This window comes from Paenibacillus sp. Dod16 (genome assembly GCF_049893405.1).
Lineage (GTDB): Bacteria > Bacillota > Bacilli > Paenibacillales > Paenibacillaceae > Paenibacillus_AQ.
In genome coordinates this window covers 41,923-59,734 of the sequence record NZ_JBNDYG010000002.1, presented here as the reverse complement: position 1 = coordinate 59,734, position 17,812 = coordinate 41,923, and the positions used below count along the sequence as shown (strand labels likewise).

14 protein-coding genes are annotated in these 17,812 nt (G+C 37.3%); 12 read left to right on the top strand and 2 right to left on the bottom strand.

The window, feature by feature from the left end:
* Nucleotides 1-514 precede the first annotated feature (514 nt).
* Nucleotides 515-1,216, top strand: coding sequence for a hypothetical protein (locus ACPV3A_RS01610; RefSeq protein WP_063477490.1), 702 nt, complete (start codon nucleotides 515-517; stop codon nucleotides 1,214-1,216).
* Between the two features lie 44 nt (nucleotides 1,217-1,260).
* On the opposite strand, the gene ACPV3A_RS01605 is transcribed toward ACPV3A_RS01610, so the two are convergent.
* The gene (locus ACPV3A_RS01605) at nucleotides 1,261-1,683 is read right to left on the bottom strand and encodes a hypothetical protein (protein WP_174806178.1); all 423 of its coding nucleotides are present in this window, start codon (nucleotides 1,681-1,683) and stop codon (nucleotides 1,261-1,263) included.
* A gap of 821 nt (nucleotides 1,684-2,504) precedes the next feature.
* On the opposite strand from ACPV3A_RS01605, the gene ACPV3A_RS01600 reads away from it, so the two are divergent.
* The 5 genes from ACPV3A_RS01600 to ACPV3A_RS01580 all read left to right on the top strand — a co-directional run bounded on the left by ACPV3A_RS01600 (nucleotide 2,505) and on the right by ACPV3A_RS01580 (nucleotide 10,785).
* A complete protein-coding gene (locus tag ACPV3A_RS01600; protein ID WP_063477487.1) occupies nucleotides 2,505-5,489 on the top strand; it encodes a type IV secretory system conjugative DNA transfer family protein in 2,985 nt (994 codons plus the stop codon).
* 164 nt (nucleotides 5,490-5,653) lie between these two features.
* The gene (locus ACPV3A_RS01595) at nucleotides 5,654-6,565 is read left to right on the top strand and encodes a S1 RNA-binding domain-containing protein (RefSeq protein ID WP_063477486.1); all 912 of its coding nucleotides are present in this window, start codon (nucleotides 5,654-5,656) and stop codon (nucleotides 6,563-6,565) included.
* A 3-nt stretch (nucleotides 6,566-6,568) separates the two neighbouring features.
* Nucleotides 6,569-7,714 carry a replication-relaxation family protein gene (locus ACPV3A_RS01590; RefSeq protein WP_063477485.1) on the top strand — a complete coding sequence of 382 codons (1,146 nt, stop codon included), beginning with the start codon at nucleotides 6,569-6,571 and terminating at the stop codon, nucleotides 7,712-7,714.
* Between the two features lie 404 nt (nucleotides 7,715-8,118).
* The gene (locus tag ACPV3A_RS01585) at nucleotides 8,119-9,432 is read left to right on the top strand and encodes a CHC2 zinc finger domain-containing protein (RefSeq protein ID WP_063477484.1); all 1,314 of its coding nucleotides are present in this window, start codon (nucleotides 8,119-8,121) and stop codon (nucleotides 9,430-9,432) included.
* Between the two features lie 99 nt (nucleotides 9,433-9,531).
* Complete coding sequence (locus tag ACPV3A_RS01580; protein WP_063477483.1) at nucleotides 9,532-10,785, top strand: hypothetical protein; 1,254 nt, start codon at nucleotides 9,532-9,534, stop codon at nucleotides 10,783-10,785.
* A 506-nt stretch (nucleotides 10,786-11,291) separates the two neighbouring features.
* On the opposite strand, the gene ACPV3A_RS01575 is transcribed toward ACPV3A_RS01580, so the two are convergent.
* The gene (locus tag ACPV3A_RS01575; RefSeq protein ID WP_063477481.1) at nucleotides 11,292-12,350 is read right to left on the bottom strand and encodes a hypothetical protein; all 1,059 of its coding nucleotides are present in this window, start codon (nucleotides 12,348-12,350) and stop codon (nucleotides 11,292-11,294) included.
* A 266-nt stretch (nucleotides 12,351-12,616) separates the two neighbouring features.
* On the opposite strand from ACPV3A_RS01575, the gene ACPV3A_RS01570 reads away from it, so the two are divergent.
* The 6 genes from ACPV3A_RS01570 to ACPV3A_RS01545 all read left to right on the top strand — a co-directional run bounded on the left by ACPV3A_RS01570 (nucleotide 12,617) and on the right by ACPV3A_RS01545 (nucleotide 17,640).
* On the top strand, nucleotides 12,617-13,576 hold the full coding sequence (locus tag ACPV3A_RS01570; RefSeq protein WP_063477480.1) for a PIN domain-containing protein: 960 nt from the start codon (nucleotides 12,617-12,619) through the stop codon (nucleotides 13,574-13,576).
* A complete protein-coding gene (locus ACPV3A_RS01565) occupies nucleotides 13,577-14,017 on the top strand; it encodes a 5'-3' exonuclease H3TH domain-containing protein (RefSeq protein WP_063477479.1) in 441 nt (146 codons plus the stop codon).
* 421 nt (nucleotides 14,018-14,438) lie between these two features.
* Nucleotides 14,439-14,831, top strand: a complete 393-nt coding sequence (locus tag ACPV3A_RS01560; protein ID WP_063477478.1) for a hypothetical protein — start codon at nucleotides 14,439-14,441, stop codon at nucleotides 14,829-14,831.
* The gene (locus ACPV3A_RS01555) at nucleotides 14,828-15,382 is read left to right on the top strand and encodes a hypothetical protein (protein WP_063477477.1); all 555 of its coding nucleotides are present in this window, start codon (nucleotides 14,828-14,830) and stop codon (nucleotides 15,380-15,382) included. The genes ACPV3A_RS01560 and ACPV3A_RS01555 overlap by 4 nt, the downstream gene beginning before the upstream one ends.
* A gap of 447 nt (nucleotides 15,383-15,829) precedes the next feature.
* Entirely contained in the window at nucleotides 15,830-16,177 is a 348-nt protein-coding gene (locus ACPV3A_RS01550) for a hypothetical protein (RefSeq protein ID WP_063477476.1), read from the top strand.
* A 1,010-nt stretch (nucleotides 16,178-17,187) separates the two neighbouring features.
* A complete protein-coding gene (locus ACPV3A_RS01545; protein WP_063477474.1) occupies nucleotides 17,188-17,640 on the top strand; it encodes a hypothetical protein in 453 nt (150 codons plus the stop codon).
* The last annotated feature ends 172 nt before the right edge of the window (nucleotides 17,641-17,812 follow it).

Here is a 17,812-nt window from a genome sequence, read left to right as displayed (position 1 = left end):
ATAACATATCTGTTTACTTTATCGTTATCCATGTGAAATGTACTAAATCATATAAAACCAAGTTTATAAAAGTTAATTTATGTTGATAACTTGGTCTTTTCCATTTGATTAATTTCACTTGGTTTTATATTAATAGAATAAGGTACAGCTCAATTTAGTATTCCACATTAGCACTTTTTACTTTGATTTATATTCTATAAAGGCTCCTAAATCCTTTTATTGCTTGACTTTTTAGCTCAAAAATTACCGTAGTGTCGTTTTATTTATTAGTATCTAAAACCTATGTATTATCCTATTATAAGCAGGTGGAGAAATACTTATTCCTTAAATTCCTTATCTAAGACTTTTTTAAATATACTTTTCTTTACAAAACGCTATAGGTTATGGAATAATAAATTCAAGATTAAAATTATTCAAAATATTTACTTTAGGGAAGCACCCTGAACCATAAAACTCACCATTGTGAGCTTATATGTCGTTCAGGGTGCTTTTTATTTTGAAAGGAGCAAAAATTATGGAAAAGGCACAAGAAAGACAGTTTCTTCATAACATGTACTTTTACAATCGAATGTTTAATTTTGAAGTGTACACTTTACTTCAAGCAATGGTGAACTGCGGAGTGAATATTCTTGTTCACGGCAGAAAAGGAGCTGGTGGAGACGAATTACTGAATACCCTCTTTGATTCAAAAACAACAACAGAAGATATCACTATGTATCTTGGTCCAGTTTCTATCAAGGATTTGTACCCTAGAAGAAAAATTTATGATATCGGAGTAGAGCAGCCCGATGGGGAGACTTTTCTACAATCTAATGTTGCAGTAATAAATGGCCTTACTAGAGAAAATATTCAATTTTTTTTAGAGATGTGTAAAAGAGGTCAAGGATTAGCTTCTTTGGAGAGTAATACACTTAATTTCGCCTTGGAGGAAGCGGATGAACTATTAAGGGACAGCACTATTTCGGAGGAAAACTTGAATGCGATCGATTTCGTTCTAACTGTTGAGGCCCATAAGCTCGTATCAATATCCGAAGTAGTAGTAAACCAACTTGGTAAATGTGAACTGCAGCCAATTTCACAGTATGTTGGTGGTAATGAATACTCTTTTAACTCCTTCATGTCAGAAGATAAATTAATTAAAATGCGTAATAACAATTACGAAGAAGCAGAACGATTTCTACTTTCTATTAGAACGTACGAGCCATCTGAAGAATAAAAGAAAAGCCGCGGGATCTTAGGATCCGTGGCTTTTCCATTTTTTTAGTTATTTGAATAGTCATTCACATGAACCAATTCAAATCGTTCTGAATTGTTAAAAAGATCCTGTGGTGAAATACCACTAGAATTGATATTTGCAACTGATTTTTTCGCATCATTTTCAGATAAGACATTTATTTCTTCAGGAAGTTTGAAGAGAAGAACGATAAACTTCTTCATATCTGGCTTATAGAGAGTGGTTAAATCGATACACGTTTCAATACTCTCTTTAAAACCAGTACCTATGTCCGCATACAAAAGGTTTGTTTGATAATCAAGGCTTAACGCTAAGAACTTCTGATCTTGAGAGAATGATGATGGATCAGCGATAACCGAATGAAAAACACGCTTCAACAATGCCAAAGCATCCTCATATTGGAGTGATTCAATGATTTTATTTTTTGGTCTTGGGGGTCCCGGTTTCATCAGGACCTCATACAGATGTAGGATGTTTGTCTGTGACATACTCTTTTTTCCCCCATATTCTAGAATATCCAATTAACTATTGTCATTATAAACAACAGATTTTAATTCGAGAAACAGTAGGGAAAACAGAAGTCAAATAGGGGCACTTGATTAAATTAATTACTATTTACTTGGTTCGAAATGTTTTTTGAGAAGTTGATTGTAAACGTCTTGATGAATTAAAGTGTTCTCTTCCAGATATGATGTGAGATCCTTTGTCGAGATAGATAGGATTGTTGACATTGTCTCCTCCTGAAAAGAAGGTGTATTCTCTTTAATCTTTAGCAATAATTCTTCACGAAAGGCTTTTTCTTTTTTTGCACGTTCATTTTTTGAATGAATATATCCTTTTATGAACATGAAGAGTAATAGGAAGATGATTAAACTAACAATAATTACTGGAAACAAAATAAATCCTCTCCTTACTGTGCTTTTTAGCTGATTTTAAATCTGATAAACCATGGCTTACTTAATCCTAATATCAGTGTACCATTAGAAACCATTAAGTTAGAAATAACAGATTTATATCTACGATTTCTCGAAAGTGTTTAGTTCCATTATAATAAAAGCAGATTGCAAATAATTAATCACTTTGACCTGGAAGCACCGGGCTAACTCCGTTAGGAGTTAGTTCCGTGTGCTTTTTTTGCGTTCGAACGAGGGGGGAGAACAAGTGCAGTAGATTTATCAGCTAAAGCAAACTGATTGTAGAAGGTTCTTTTTCATAGCAATAACTGAAAATCTTCGACTCTAAGAAAGGAGAGATAGAACTGGAGAATAATATGCAGCAAGAGGAAGAAGAAAGATCGATGTCATTGCTAACTGCTCTATATCGAAAATATTGGGTGGATAATCGCGAGCGGGTAATGGAATTTTACCGTAAATATTTCCATACCATTTTTGTTACCTTGTTGATGATATTGAACCTGATGACGGGCTATTCAGCTATCATTATCTATCTTTCGCAATGGAAGCATAATTCAGGCAGTGTCGAGACGTTTCTCACGCTTTTTTTTGAAAGCCCACCTGATTTCCTAATCCAGCTGATGAGTATACCATTCATTGATTTGGAAAGTCATATGATTTGGTGGTGTCTCTTTTTCTTGAATCTACCGATATTTACTTGGTTTTATTCGACTGTAACTCAACCAATTAAAAAGGGATACACTACCTTGATAGACTGGAAAGGTCAAAAAGGACGAATTATCTCAGTAGCGATAAATGGATTTGCTTTACTCGCACATTATTGTGCTGTATTTGCTTGGTACGTGGAGCATTACATGTTTGATTTTTTTGCAGGAATCCAATCTGATAAAGAGTACCTAGCAGTAAAATCAATGGCGAGTTTTGGGTATATCTTGATGGCCGTGCCTGTGTTTATTTGCATAACAGGTTTTTATTTGTTATTAAAACAATTTCTAATGAATGAAGACTTGCGGAAGATGTTCTTTACATGGGAATTCGGTCCTTTGGCAAGACAATCATTCTCATTACGTAATAATAAAGCAGACGTTATTATTGGATGGGATAAGGCGACAAAAAAACCTATTGTTTTAGTTGAGGAATCACGATATCTCCATGAACTTGTTGTGGGGGCAACAGGTACAGGCAAAACCTCTACCACCATTCTAACTAGGATAGTACAAGATCTAATTCGTATCGCAAGAGGAAGAAAGATGGGTGTGTGTGTACTAGAACCAAAGGGGGATCTTATTCGCGATGTTCTTAGTCTCTGCGAGAAATTAGGTATTCCAAAAAGCAAAATCAAGGTAGTAGATTCCACGGATCTAATTCATTCAACAAAGTTTAATCCGTTTGTCGGTCCTTTAGAAAAAGCAGCAGAAACGTTCAGAGGAGTACTCGATGCTCTTACTGGCGACCAAGACAAATTTTTTAAAGATCAACAAGGTGAGACTGCTGCTTTATATACTATGCTCGGTAAAATAAGATACGGTAATATGTTTTCTATTATTCATATGCAAAAAATGTATACAGATCCGCGTTACTTGGCTGACGTGACAGAAGAAGTAAGAGCTTGGATTATAAAAAATTTAGAAAATCCAACGTTAACAGAGGAAACTCGCATTTTATTAGATCGATATGACAGAGTTTGTTCTTATTTTGAGGATGAAGTAATCCAATTAAAAACTTGGAAAGATAAAGATAAAATTATGCCGGTTCTATATCCAGACGGTCATAAATATGAAGGAAGACAAGTAGTTGAGAATTTGAAAGATAAATTTATTTCTGGTGCAAAAAAATATGTGAATGATATCTGTATGAATGCCATGCTAGCTGAACTTATGGTTGCGAACGATGATGATGAAGTACTCGATATCGATAAATTTTTGGATGAGGGTGGGGTTCTTTTAGTCAATACTGCACTGGGAGAACTTGAAGAATTAAGTATGATGTTCGGTCAATTCTTTATTCGTCAGTTTCAATCCGCTGTCTTTAGGAGACCTCCAGAGTTAGATGGATACAAACGGTGCCCTATACTTTTTGATATTGATGAATTTCCTCTTTTCATCAACGAAGCGTTTGAACGTTTACTTACACTTGGTCGCTCATATTATGTAGGTACCCTAATTGCAATTCAATCATTGGGGCAGCTAGAGTCCGTAGTCCGAGGCTATGAAAGAACAATCATGTCTAATGCCTCCAACAAAACGGTATTTGGTCGCGGTCAGATTTCGGATAATGAGTTGTTTAGTAAACAGTTTGGAGAAGAAGCACAGGTAGAGGAAAGTATGAATGAATCCGTCACACCAGTCAGCCAACCGAATCCAAGTTTAGGGTACCGTTATAATACAGCACGCCAATTAGCTCCCCGATTTACGCCAACTGACATTATGGAGCAAGAATTTAAAGGATTCATCGTACAAATGGTTAAACCAGACGGTGCAATAGAAGTACCAATACAAGCATACGGGAAATTTATTTCTGAGACTAAGTTTCTAAAACGATTTGTTAAAATTGGACAGGCTGAATTAGAAACAAGTAAATACAAGGGTCTGGGTGACCCGATGAACTGGATTCAAAAACTTGCGATTGATACAGTGGAAAAGTTAAGTCCATTTGAGTTGTTGGATAAGCTCACCAAAAAAGAACAAACTGAGGAACCTTTATCTGATGGAGATAATAGGGTGGAATCGTCAGAAGAAACTGAATCAATTGCACACGAAATGAATCAGAATCAAAAACAAAATGCACTTCCTGTTAGAACTGATGATGTTGAAGAAACCGAAGTTTTTGATGAAGGTGTCAGTTCATCAGTCGAAAGATATAATTCAAAATCTGCAAATTCAGAACTAATCGATTGGAAAATAGAAATGCCGGCCGCTCCAGATCCTACGGATGACGTTAATGAATATGAAGGAGGGATTCATTTCAATGGAAATAATCCAGGGTCAACAGATTCTCCAGGTGAACAACATATAACTTGGATGGATTTACCTGTTCTCTCTGAACCAAACGCCCAAACTGGAACTGCAATTGAGAATTTGATTCGGGAAGTCACAGTAGGACAAGAACAAACCGCAATGGATCATGGATCACTTGAAGATAAAATAGCAAAAGAGTGGAGTCTGGATGACCTTATGGCATCTGACGCAATAGATGTAAATTCAAGTAATAATCCACATACTCCGCAGGAAACTCATGTTCAACATGAAAAGGTTAAAGAAATCGAATCGGTGGTAAATAACCAAGATGATTTAGTCCCAGAAACATTAACCGGCATCATAATAGAGGAAGACGACGTTTAGTTGACAACTCATTTAGAACCAAATACTATTGAGTTAGTAAATTTATAATGAACGAAAAAGAGGGAGCACCTCTAAGTGTCGGGCCAAAAGCCCGTTCTTAGAGGTGCTCTTTTTCTTCGTCGTCCATCAAATCTAAAAACTTATAACAAGGGAAGGTGCTTTTGATGACAAAACGAACTGTTTCACGACATATCGATGAGGAACTGAATGAGCAAATGGTAACATGGTTATCACTTCGAGAAGCGAAAAACCGTAAACGGGTACTTTATGCTAAGGCGGTTGGCTTGGAGGAGATTTCCCTTGGTGATCTCAGAATGGAGTGCTTAAAGCTAAATTATGAAGGGGTTTACGGCTATCTTCCCCGAAACAAAATCGATGATTATGAATTCAAAGGTCTCCATAATTTTATGGGTAAAACTTTTGAGTTTGTAGTAGAGACCCTTATAACAGAACCAGACGAGCAAGTGGGTACATTTGTAGCTAACCGGATTGAAGCTCTGAAATTATCAGCAAATCGATTCTGGAACAATGCTCAGGTAGGAGAGATCTACGAGGCTTTTATTCGTGGTATTGACCCTTACCATCTTTACATCCTAGTGGAAGGTGTACAGGTTAAGTTGCATCGTTCTGAGGTAGGTTACAGTTTGTATGACGATCTTCGTGAAGTATATAGTATCGGGGATAGCATTGAAGTGAAGATTCTCGAACTCGGAAAACCCAATGAGGAGAATTCTGAAGGCACGCTTCAAGTAAGTGCTAAGATTCTTAATCAGGATCCATGGGACAATATCGGCAATTACAAGGAACGAATGTTTTATCTGGCCGAGCTCAAGCGCATTCATCCAGTTCATGGGATGTTCTTAGAACTTGAGCCGGGGCTGAGTGTGTTGACTTATTTTCCTGCCGGTACACGAGGGAGAAAGTTTAAACCAGGTGATGAATTGGAAGTCAAAATTAAAACAATCGATGTAGAAAAGCGGGAGATCTTTGGCACCATTGTACTCCCACGAAATAAAATCGGGGCAAATAATCCTTCATTTAGGAATAGTGGTATCCGTCGAGGCAACAGAGGTTAATCTATGTCTCAAGAACAGCTTCTATCTTTTGATCAGCACCAACATGCTGGTACAGGGGGAGTGGAGAAGACCTCTTCACTCCTCCTAACGCCACCAGTGGCTCAAGAAAATCCTTATAAAGACTCGTTGTGCCCCAACGATCTAATGGACTTTCTGTTGCCGAACGGAGAGCTTTTCGGATGTTTTGCTGACCCTTATGCGACCATGTATTACCATAATCCAAATGAAGGCCAACGTGCGGGCCGATATTGGCTACAGGAAAGAATCGAAGATGGAACATTTACTGAGCGTGAAATTCGATTGTTGGATTTCCTTTCAAATGTCCGAATTGCAACCCGTAGTCAAATTCGTAGGGTGGTGTTTAAAGAAACCGATGATGATAAAGTTGTCATTGAGTTCTTAAAAAAATGCCGACGGACGGGTATCCTATGTGCTTTTAGCTGGGTAACTCCACTTAAGAATAATAGGAAGAAACCCCTAGTCTACGCACTAACAAAAGCAGGCTATGATGCAGCCGAGATCATTTTAAAACGGAAGTTGGCCGAGGATTTCTGGTTTCAACCGATTGAGCTTCAGGCAGGTAGAGGCCCAGAAATGGCTCCCCTATTCCTTGATCTTGTATCAGCTGAAATCTACAGTGAACTTAGCAAAATTGATCGTCTCATTTCATGGCAGAGAAACCCTCTAATTCGATTGAAAAATGGTCAAGTACATCACCCGACAGCAACTTTCCAGGTTATAAAAGATGCAGGTGAAATGCGGATATTTTGGGTTGAGACTGTTCGAGCAGGTAAGGACTGGGTTGGAAAGGTAAAGAATCGATTTCAAAAAACCCAAAACGCGATAGATCATGTAAATGGATTTCAAAAACCGACTCGTGTGATCGTCGTAGCTGATGGTGATTCAAGGATTCCTTTTTTAGCACAACTTGCAAAGCAGTATATGCCTAATGTTGAAGTTCGATTTACTACGGATGAACGCCTGATCCAAGGCCTTGGTTCTGACACGTTTTTGGCTTGGGATTTTGATTCAAATAGTCTTATTGTCAAGAGAATCGGTTTCCTCCAATCAGGAGCAACAGGTATGACAGCATCCGAATATCTTAACTCTCAAATGAGTGAACCGGATGAAGATGAATTTGAGGAATAATCCCTTTAATCGAACTCAATGACAAGACAACCGGGGAATTACTTCGGTTGTTTTTTGTCATGCTTATGCTTCATTTTATATGGTACACTTGTTCAACGATAAGGAAAAAATCAGTTGGATACTACTGAACGGGAATGAGAAACGCGGCGTCAATGTAGTTTTGACTTAATCGATAGCTCTTCTTTTTCCCATAGAATTATGATATTATATCAATAAATCAAATGATTTTTTATGGGTCTCGCCAAGCGGCATAAGGACTATATGATGTAGCTATTTCTTGTAAGCGAAGAATGGCCATTTAAGGTATTAACACCTCTTAAAAGGGAATTGTTAATGCTTTAAATGGCCTTTTTTGGCTTCTATCACAACCCATTTGAGTATTCTCCAATGAAAGGAAGGATTACATGAAGTATTTGTCTCAAGAAACGATTGATATGGTCAAGAAGGTATCTGTGTACGAACTCGCAGATGTATTGGGGTATGATCTTAGGAGGTCCGGAAACCATTGGAATCTCAGGTGCCCGAACCCAAATCATCAGGAAAAAACACCGGATACTTATATCAAAATTTCTACTGGGTATTATAAGTGTTATGGTGGAGGTGGCTGCGGACCCGAAGGTGATGCAATCAATTTTTACAGTTGGCATCACTTTGAAGGTTATGATTCAAAGAAAGATTTTTATCGTTCAGTTGAGGGAATAGCGAAACTGATGGGGATCCCGGTTCAATATCGAGATGGTACCATCTTGATGGATGAATCGCGACCTACCTACGTCCCAAGGGACAGACCCAAGGTCCCCGTAATTCCGGCTGCTTCTGCTGATGTCTGTGATCGAACCTATCGAAGATTCTTAGATTTGTGTCCCGTTTTTGATGAACATTTAGACGAATGGCTTGGATCTAAACGTCAGTATACACGAGAACAAATTGGTGCTATAGGTCTAAGATCCATTCCTAAAACACTGGACCATGCAAAAAAAATTGTTGATACACTGATATCCGAAGGTTATCAAATTGAGAGAGTACCTGGCTTTACTCAGTTTCTTAGGAATGGCGGAAATCCTAATCGCGAAGAGGACTGGTTTTGGTTAATAGCAGGTAAGGGGAAATATTATATTCCGGTACGCGATGACTTGGGACGAATTATTCGTCTTCGCATCAGAACAAATTACGATAATAAGAAGAAATATGTCTGGTTCTCTTCAGCTCCTGTAAACGAAGGAGATTTTATCAGAAGAGGAGGAGCTGAATCGGGTGCGCCTATTAATGTTGTACTCCCTTCAAAGGTTATGGCCATCTGGGAACCAGGAACTGATATATCTGCAATTTATAAAATTCAGAAAGCACTTATTATTGAAGGAGAGCATAAGAGTTATATTTCAGCGGATCGATTAAATATGCTTGTTTTTGGTATTCCTGGGGTGGGTAACTTTCGTGAGGTGCTCCCACTACTTAAAAAATATGGGATAAAGGAAGTTGCAATCGCGTATGATATTGACGCGTTTCATGATGAGAAAAAACCTACCGGGAAAAATGAACAAGTATTTAAACAACTTGTTAACTTGGGAAAACAGTTAATCAGTGAAGAGGGCATACATACCGAATTATGGGCCTGGAATCCGAAGGACGGTAAAGGATTGGATGATCTTCTTATAAATTTAAAATTTCCTGTTGTTACGGATCTAAGAACAAACGAACGACTACCATTTGCAATTTAAGTTTTGATTTTCTTAAACAATGAATGAGTAATTATAAAAAAAGGGCGAAGCGCAGTGCTCCGCTCTTTTTTTATATCTTTTTAAAGGAGAAGAATAGATATGAATTATTACACTATAAAAGCAAGAGAACATGAAAGATTGTTTTCAAAAAAAGCAAAAGAAGGCATGATGCTTACCACAGGAAATGGAAAAGTGAATTTCATTGAGAGTATCACCAACAAGTATGTTTTCTTTAAAACTGAACAAAGCAAAAATCTAATTAAAGTTCCACGGGAAAAAATAAGAAGTGCTATAGAGTATTTACTCTACAGAAGAGCGGTTACACGAGAGAAGTTGGGTGATTTCTACAAATTTAATAGTTTTCTCATGGGGTTGCTCCGTCAAATGTTCGTACATTTGAGTGACCTAGCCAAGATGAAAAAAAGTTTAGGTAAGAGAAGCATCATGCGTTTAGTACTTAAAGGTACACGTTTTTATTTCGCCGGAGCTGATAGAAGTCCTGGTGATCTTGCCATGATACAGCAGCATGGAGGACGGTTTGTATTGTTCTCTTATTGGAATCTTCGAACGGACAAACACGAAACATGGAAATATCACATCAAAAAATTGGGTTTAAAGGTTCTTTTAGATTCTGGTGAATATAGCATGCATCGATTACGAAAAAGGATCGATGTCGTCCAAGATCGATTGCAAACTATGCAGGAAGGGACGAGCAATTGGTCAAAACAAATCTCTGAACTACGCAAATTAGAGGCTAAAAGCCAACATCCTGTGAGAATAACGGATTACGCAGAGTTTATCTTAAGACATCAGTCTGTTTTGTTTGATGTATTTAACCTAGATAAAACAGGAGATCCGGAGGAATCAATGTTTAATCTGAATTATCTGTATAGAAGAGGGATCAAGGCAATTCCAATTTGGCATCCACAATCCCCCATGGATGCTCTTGATACTCTTGTAAGGGATGGGAGGGGGTTTGATGTCATCGCGATTGGTGGCCTATTAAGCCTAAAAGAAGAAGAGAGGCACAGAATAGTGAACACAGTCATGGAGCGTTACGGGGAGCATCAAAATTTTCATCTCTTAGGCTGCAGCAGCCCCCTTATTTTTAAAGGGGAAACTTTTCAGTGTGACTCTACTGGGGCGCTTATGGGAAGAAGATACATGACGGTTATAACTGAGCATGGTCATATAAAAACAGATGAAGTTTACCCTGAACAAAAATGGACAGAAGAAAAATGTCTTGCTTTCAATATACAAAAGTTGTCTAGTCTTGAAGATTATCATACTACTCAGCAGCTAGAGATACTAATGCCACCGGCGCTAACATCGGAAGCAATTACGTTATTCTAATTCTAGGAGTGATTAATTTGCAACAGATATTAGATACGATACTGAATACACCCTCATATATCTTAATTGCTATTACTTTGGTAATCGTCATTATTTTTGCACGAAAAACCATGAGAATCCTTCGGAAATTCGCAAGTATAGCTTTCTCGATACTTACCATCTTCAAGCTATTACATATGCTGAATTTAATGGACATACTGAAGTAAGACCAAAACGAAAAAACTCCCCAGTCTATATGAGGAGTTTTTTCGTATTTGTTCCTTTGGGCTACTTGATCATAACTCACTTGTTATCAATGAAAGAGATGTATTCCGCCGTTTTATGTTTCAATTTATAAGAAGGATACTCCATCCCGTCTTCAAAAACAAACAGAGATCCCTTCATTAGAAGAGACCTCCGTTATCCGTGCTTTGCGCTCTTGGTCACAACCCATTGCTTCCAAGGAAGTGCGAGCAACCGATGCAAGGTTGCTATGTGGTTATTGTAAATGATTCACAAGGTAAACGTCAAATTTTTCTGCGTTTATGTTGTTCAAATGAAATTATCTTGGCTTTTGATGGTGTTTTGATGGTTTGGGGATAAATGTGTTCATCTGCATATGCTTGTTGGTCCTTCAGATTTATATAATGTTCTTCTGCAGTGTTAGCCCATTCCGGAATATGATCCTCTGTAAATGGACGTTCAGGAATTGTAGGACAATCGAATACTGGCATTCCTTGCGTTCCGCGTTTCAAAATACGATCATACAACTCTTGTCGTTTTTCACTCTCCTTTTTCCATACATCTAAGATGACCTGACCCATACGCTGATTTGGAAATAGTTGAAACCATTTGATTCTCGGCTCTACCTCACCGTAATTGGCGAGGAAAGCCCTATCAATTTTTTTATATGTTGCCCCAGAAGAGAGCACGGCTTTCATTAAATAATAGATACGTCGTAAGATAAATACTTGTGCAGGAATGAGGAAGGTAGACCATCCAGAATACCAATGCTTTAAATCGTTCAAATAAGCCATAATAACAAATGATAGAGTAAGACCAAAAATATATCCTGTTATTTCTGCTGAGAGTTTCGGACCAATTACTTTTAGCAGATTCGGCCGTTTTTCAGGTGTAAATGTTGTGTAATTAACGTTATTAAAGATCCGATTGCGAAAATGATCTACATTATAACGATATGTATAATCAAAGACCTGTGCTCTTCTCGATTGATGAAAAGCCTGAGGTGGGAAGATCATGTAGTACAAATGTAATGGCGATATGTAGGGTGTAGCGTTCCATCTTTCAACTTCCATATCAATGTGTCTCTGACGGATACTTGAAGCAACTTCTACATATAGCCGCTTAGATCCGGTAAAAAAGATCGTGACAATTAAAGCACTGAACACTAATATATTTGTACTAAAAAGAGAATACAATTGATGAAGATTAGAATTGTAATTTGTAAAAAGCTGAAGATTTGGGAAGCTTTTTTCGATTATAAATGCAATTGGATAGGTAGCGATTGTAAGACCACTTACCCAAAAAAGCAAGCTTGAGAAATTAAATTTATTTTTCGTTTTCACTGTTATCACCTCTACAGTGATTATAGATCGGTGTGGAAGGTTTATACAATTTTAGAATGAAGAAAGTGGAAATGTGATCACGAATATGATACATTCGTGATATAACATTTTAAAAACTTCTCGGCGTCAGGCGACATACCGAGTTTTATCTTAGAACCACGATTTAAATGTGTCTAGTAAATGACATTGTCATTTCTTTGCCCATTTATCGTGGTTCTTTTTGTTATGTCGCTTATCAATTAACCACAAATAGGGAGGGAACGAGAATGAAACTACGTGCAAAAATGCCTGTTAAGGCCACGGAGAAAAGCTTGAGAGTATGTTTAGAAAGTGTTTATCGACAATGGAAGAGCAGAGCTGGAGAAGTAAGAAAAGCTGAGTTGACAGATGATGGATGGTTTGAGATTCTCATAGGACCTAACCTTCATCCACAAGAATTTGGATACATCGAGCCAGCTAAGAATCCCATCTCACAAGAGGGAAATATATTTCAAGTATCCATAATAGGTAGTACCTCAGAGAAATTAAAAGCTATCTTTCAGGAATTATCAATGAAGATTATAGAGCACGAAGTAGAAAGTGGTTATATTTCTGAAGTTTTATTATGCAGCGGTGAAGGAATTCAGTTTCAATTGGTTGAAGCAGATTGGCAGCCAATGCAGTCTGGAATGAATCATTTAACTCAAGTTGGTTCTCAAGCGGCGGTACCTTTATCTGAAAATGAAATAAAACTAACTTCAACAGATAGAAGTACAGTAACCCCTCCAACAATGTCCTCATCTCTTTTAATCATTGATGCAATGAACTTATTAGCAAGATGTTACTGGGCAACTGCTTATTCTAAAGAAGAGCATGAGTTAATGAAGTCTTCAAAAGGGAAATTTACGAATGCGATTAAACCACTGACCGAGAAGTTGGTTAAAATGATTCGTAGATTTGCACCTACACATATCGCTGTAGTATGGGATCCACCGGGAGGCCGATCTACATTGTGGAGACGAAGATTAGCAGATTTTTATAAGGCAAACAGAGATAATAAAGAAGATCCAGTACCATTTAAGGAGCAGATAGAGACTGCAAAGTCAGTGTTTCGTGCCATGAACATTCAGCAATTCCATGTAGATACCATGGAGGCAGATGACCTAGCAGGCAGCTTATCTAAAAGGTGGTCTACAGAGATTAATGGTAATTGTCTACTCTGGAGTAACGATAAAGACTACTTTTAATTGTTGGACCCAAATATCGTTCAATTAGTAGAAGATGAGCCATTTGATCTAAAAATGTTCATGCAGAAATATGATGGGATAACACCAACTCAATTTATAGACTACAAAGGTTATTGCGGTGATACGAGTGATAATATTCCAGGTGTTACCGGCATTGGGCCAAAAGGTGCAATTGAATTATTAAAAACATATGGAAGTATGGAAGCAGCAGTATCCGAGATAAATAGGAAAAAAGACGATCCAAAACTTAAGGGGGTCGAGAAAAAACTTCTCATGGGATCGGAGAGCGGGTTGTTGAGCCGGGAACTTGCAACCATTTTACTCGATGTACCGGAAATGAAGGCAGTCGCTTGGGAGGATCTTGCCATTAAGATTAATCGTTCAGGGTATCTTGAGATGATGGCTGAATTAGAAATCGAAGTAAAAAGTAATGCTGCTTGAAGCCCAGAAATTGGGCTTCTTCTCATTTCGTAATGAGCGAAAGTAGCAAGTAGTGTATCTAATAAGAATCATTATCTTGTAGCAGGTGATAAAGCAGGAAGTAAGCTTGACAAAGATACTAAATTAGGTGTTATGGTACTTGACGAAGATACATTTTTATCATTGATCAGTATCAAGGACGACATGGATCAAGTTGATAAATTTGTAAATTAAGTGCACTAGTGATAAAATATTTTTAGATACTTTCATTTTCTGATCCTGGCCAAGCGGCGTGAGGATATTCCGTAAACAATGCACTTCATAAGTGATCAACATCATTTTAATGATGGATTGATTATTCTATGAAGTGCATTTTTTGTTTTTCGGGCAGAGAAGGGAAGTGTCTTTTTTACTATCCCATTATTCCAAGGAGTGAATGAAAATGTCCAAATCTATTAAACCAGAGGTTATGACGAGAAAATTAGCTGCATTAAGAAAAACCAAAGCACGTTACATCAATGCTAACAAAATGCAGTATGCACCTGATGATAATGTAGAATTTGATTTTATGATGCACCTTTATCTTATGCTCGGAGCATATGAATCAGACATTATTCAAATTAAACAAAATGCAGCTGGTGTTCTTAACACACCACAGTCTGACGCAGAAAAAAGAATATCTCTTCTATTAAATGAAGCGGGGTTCACAGCTATGGAACTAGCTCGATTAGAATCATTCGATTTATTAAATCAAAGGTCTCTTCTGATACGAGATATACACCGTCTAATGAAAGTATGTATGGTTGTTACCGCAAGAACTGAGGTTGTTATATGAGTAAAAAATGGTTTACTCCTCTCCATTGGTTGGTTTCGCGCATAGGCGAGATGGATCCGATTGAGGTTGAACAATTTTTGATCAGACTTGCAGAATCTGCAGATCCCCAAATATTAAAGTCTGTTTTTGAAGATGAACTTATTAATGATGGATATTATGATGATGTTCGCTCAAGCGAGTGGGAGAAGACATCAGAGATGCAGTGGGTCTATCGTGTGACGGATACTAGGTTCGATGTGCTGGATGTTGTGAACCATAAGCTAACAGAGGATGGACGAGGGGTTTATCGAATCCGTCTTGTGGAGGTTGAACTAAGCTCTTATACCGAAGAGCAAATTGCAAAGGAAATCGAAGTACATGGTTATACAAACGAAAAACATGTAAGGACTATTTATGGATCAGATACTAATTATATTATCGCTCAATGCATAGCAGAGAATATTGAACCATCTTCAGATGGTCCTGAGTATACAAATCTCATAATGGTTGCTGATGTGCTTTTTCACGAGAAAGGAATTAAGACAGATTGGATTGAATCGATTGCTGTTTAATTCTGAAAGAATCACAAAAAAGAGTCGGGTAAAAAACCGGCTCTTTTTTCATTTAAGGAACTGAATTTTCATCAATGGAATTATTAATACTTGTAATAAAAATAAAGATAACCAAGTTATTAATTATAGAAAGTCTATAAATATCAACTTTCAATTTAGAAATTGCCATGGTACTATAATCACATATATAAGGGGATTTTGGGTTCTGCCATACGGCAAGGGCCATTAGAAAGGCACTTACACCGGTATGTTTGTTCTCACCTTTAAGGAGGGACTTTCTCAAAAGAGAACATATATGTGAGGGGTGTCTTTTTTTATATTCATTCCTTGTTTAGAATATAAAGAAAGGGGTTATATGGGTAGATAAAAGGCATTATTTTGAAACGCAATGCTTAATAGTCTATGGTATAATACACATGCGGTGTTAGCTTGGGGAGGATAAAAAGAGTGATAAAGAAGCATTCAAAGATACAATGGTCTTCATTGATGGGGGAAGAGGAAAACGAGTTTCACGTTCGCTTTCAATTTTCTCTACATAGAAAAATGGATTATAGTTTACTACTAGATGAATTTCTAAAGCGTCTTCAGTCAATTAAAGAGGATGGTAAAAGAATAGTATCGATCGAGATGGAAGTTGAAAATATAGCAAGACAAGACAATGAAGTTATATTCGATTTCTCCATTAATGCATTTTTTGAAGGTGAGTGTACAGAAGAGTGGGCCCATCGAAATATTGAAGCAGCCCTGAAAACTTCACTTGTACCTTTCAATTGGATGAGAATCGGCCGGCGGTAATTTTAGGAAGAAGCTCTCTTCCATATCAAGAAAGCCCTAAACATCCCGCATGGTTAATTAGTCTTCATAAACCCCCAGCGCAGCTTGATGCAAGCTGTGCTTTTTACATTTATTATGGAATTGACATATAGATTTCACTAGTCAATTTTTTTAATTCATGACAGAACAACTTTGTTATTCTCATAATCAATATGATGTGATATAATAAGACGCATAAATTACTTTTACTTTATTTTTTGTCTCAGGCCTGGGTCATAGAGACACTTTCAGAGATTAATTCCCAACACCTATTTTTTAAGGTGACCAAATTCTACTTTTGTAGGCATTCTATTTGAATGGATTGGTCATGTTAAAAAGTGGGTGTTTTTTGCTTTGCTCACTTTCACAACCCAAACCACATTCAAGGAGGAATTTAACATGTCTCAACGTGAACTTGCTATTGCCATCTCCCGCATGCAGCGCAGAAATGCTGCTAAAAACAGGCTGGTAATCATTACTGGATCTGTTTCTAAGTAATTATCATTTCACCTAAAAGAGATGCACTTTTGGGTGGGCATTCAAGAAGGAGCGAGCGACTAATGGTTGCTAGCTCTTTTTTTCTTATCATTAGTTATTTTGGCTCTTCGGATTTAATGGTGGAATGATCAATTGACGTAATCCATTATTTCGTGAAATTGGTTATTAGCGAAGAATAGTAGACTCATTTTGCGCAGGAAGGTGGGAGAAACGTTGGATACTCTATATGAAGAATATTATTTAACCGATGGGTTCGGTAAGTCACTTGGCTATTATAACACCTATGACGAAGCGGTGAACATTTTAAATGTCAATGGTTCCGGAAGAATATACGGGGCGCATTGGATGCCCTCAAAAATCATGGGATTGTTGTGTAGAGTGTGGTCGGAGATAAAAATGTAATCAACCGGATGTGACTGGAAACTGAATCATCTGTTTCCACCATTAAATCCGAATACCCGTTATTTTTAATAATAAAGGAGAGTGGATTTTTTATGCCATTGACTTGGGTGGATCCAGCTATTTTAGTGCAATATCGCGGGCTTACCGTGTATTACACTTATAAGAATGACGATATTAACAATCAATCAGAAGTTTGGTTTTCCTTGAATGATGATGGGACGGACGCCTTCGATGTTAGAGATCTTCCGGTGCCTGATTACATTAGTGAAATGGATTATAAAAAGATCGTCATGAACGCAATAGACCAAGGGAATTTGGCAGAATATATTGCCCTTCTTGAAAAAGGATCACTTCAAACCTTGATTATTCCGAGTGTATGGACAGATCTCGAATTTCATCTTCTACTTGCATTTGCTGATAAATATAATAATTATATTAAACAGGCTAATCGTGAGAATGAAAATTTAACTGGATGGAGACCGGTTATGATGGATGAATTTTACGATACTTACTTCCGTACTTATCTTATTGACTTGTTGGTTTGAATAATTGAATCATACAGTAAAAAGAGCAATTAGGTCGAGTTGATTCGCCTTTGCTCTTTTTATTTTGAGGTGAATCATTCTGATACTAATAACATTTAAAAATCCAGAGAATGTTTAGCTCTATAATTTTGATTACAGATTTCGGCCATGTTGATAGTAAACTTTTTCTAAG

Excerpts from the sequence above, each read along its gene's own strand:
- ACPV3A_RS01610 (WP_063477490.1), top strand. The coding sequence starts at position 515 with ATGGAAAAGGCACAAGAAAGACAGTTTCTTCATAACATGTACTTTTAC.
- ACPV3A_RS01605 (WP_174806178.1), bottom strand. The coding sequence starts at position 1,683 with ATGAAACCGGGACCCCCAAGACCAAAAAATAAAATCATTGAATCACTC.
- ACPV3A_RS01600 (WP_063477487.1), top strand. The coding sequence starts at position 2,505 with ATGCAGCAAGAGGAAGAAGAAAGATCGATGTCATTGCTAACTGCTCTA.
- ACPV3A_RS01595 (WP_063477486.1), top strand. The coding sequence starts at position 5,654 with ATGACAAAACGAACTGTTTCACGACATATCGATGAGGAACTGAATGAG.
- ACPV3A_RS01590 (WP_063477485.1), top strand. The coding sequence starts at position 6,569 with ATGTCTCAAGAACAGCTTCTATCTTTTGATCAGCACCAACATGCTGGT.
- ACPV3A_RS01585 (WP_063477484.1), top strand. The coding sequence starts at position 8,119 with ATGAAGTATTTGTCTCAAGAAACGATTGATATGGTCAAGAAGGTATCT.
- ACPV3A_RS01580 (WP_063477483.1), top strand. The coding sequence starts at position 9,532 with ATGAATTATTACACTATAAAAGCAAGAGAACATGAAAGATTGTTTTCA.
- ACPV3A_RS01570 (WP_063477480.1), top strand. The coding sequence starts at position 12,617 with ATGAAACTACGTGCAAAAATGCCTGTTAAGGCCACGGAGAAAAGCTTG.
- ACPV3A_RS01560 (WP_063477478.1), top strand. The coding sequence starts at position 14,439 with ATGTCCAAATCTATTAAACCAGAGGTTATGACGAGAAAATTAGCTGCA.
- ACPV3A_RS01555 (WP_063477477.1), top strand. The coding sequence starts at position 14,828 with ATGAGTAAAAAATGGTTTACTCCTCTCCATTGGTTGGTTTCGCGCATA.
- ACPV3A_RS01545 (WP_063477474.1), top strand. The coding sequence starts at position 17,188 with ATGCCATTGACTTGGGTGGATCCAGCTATTTTAGTGCAATATCGCGGG.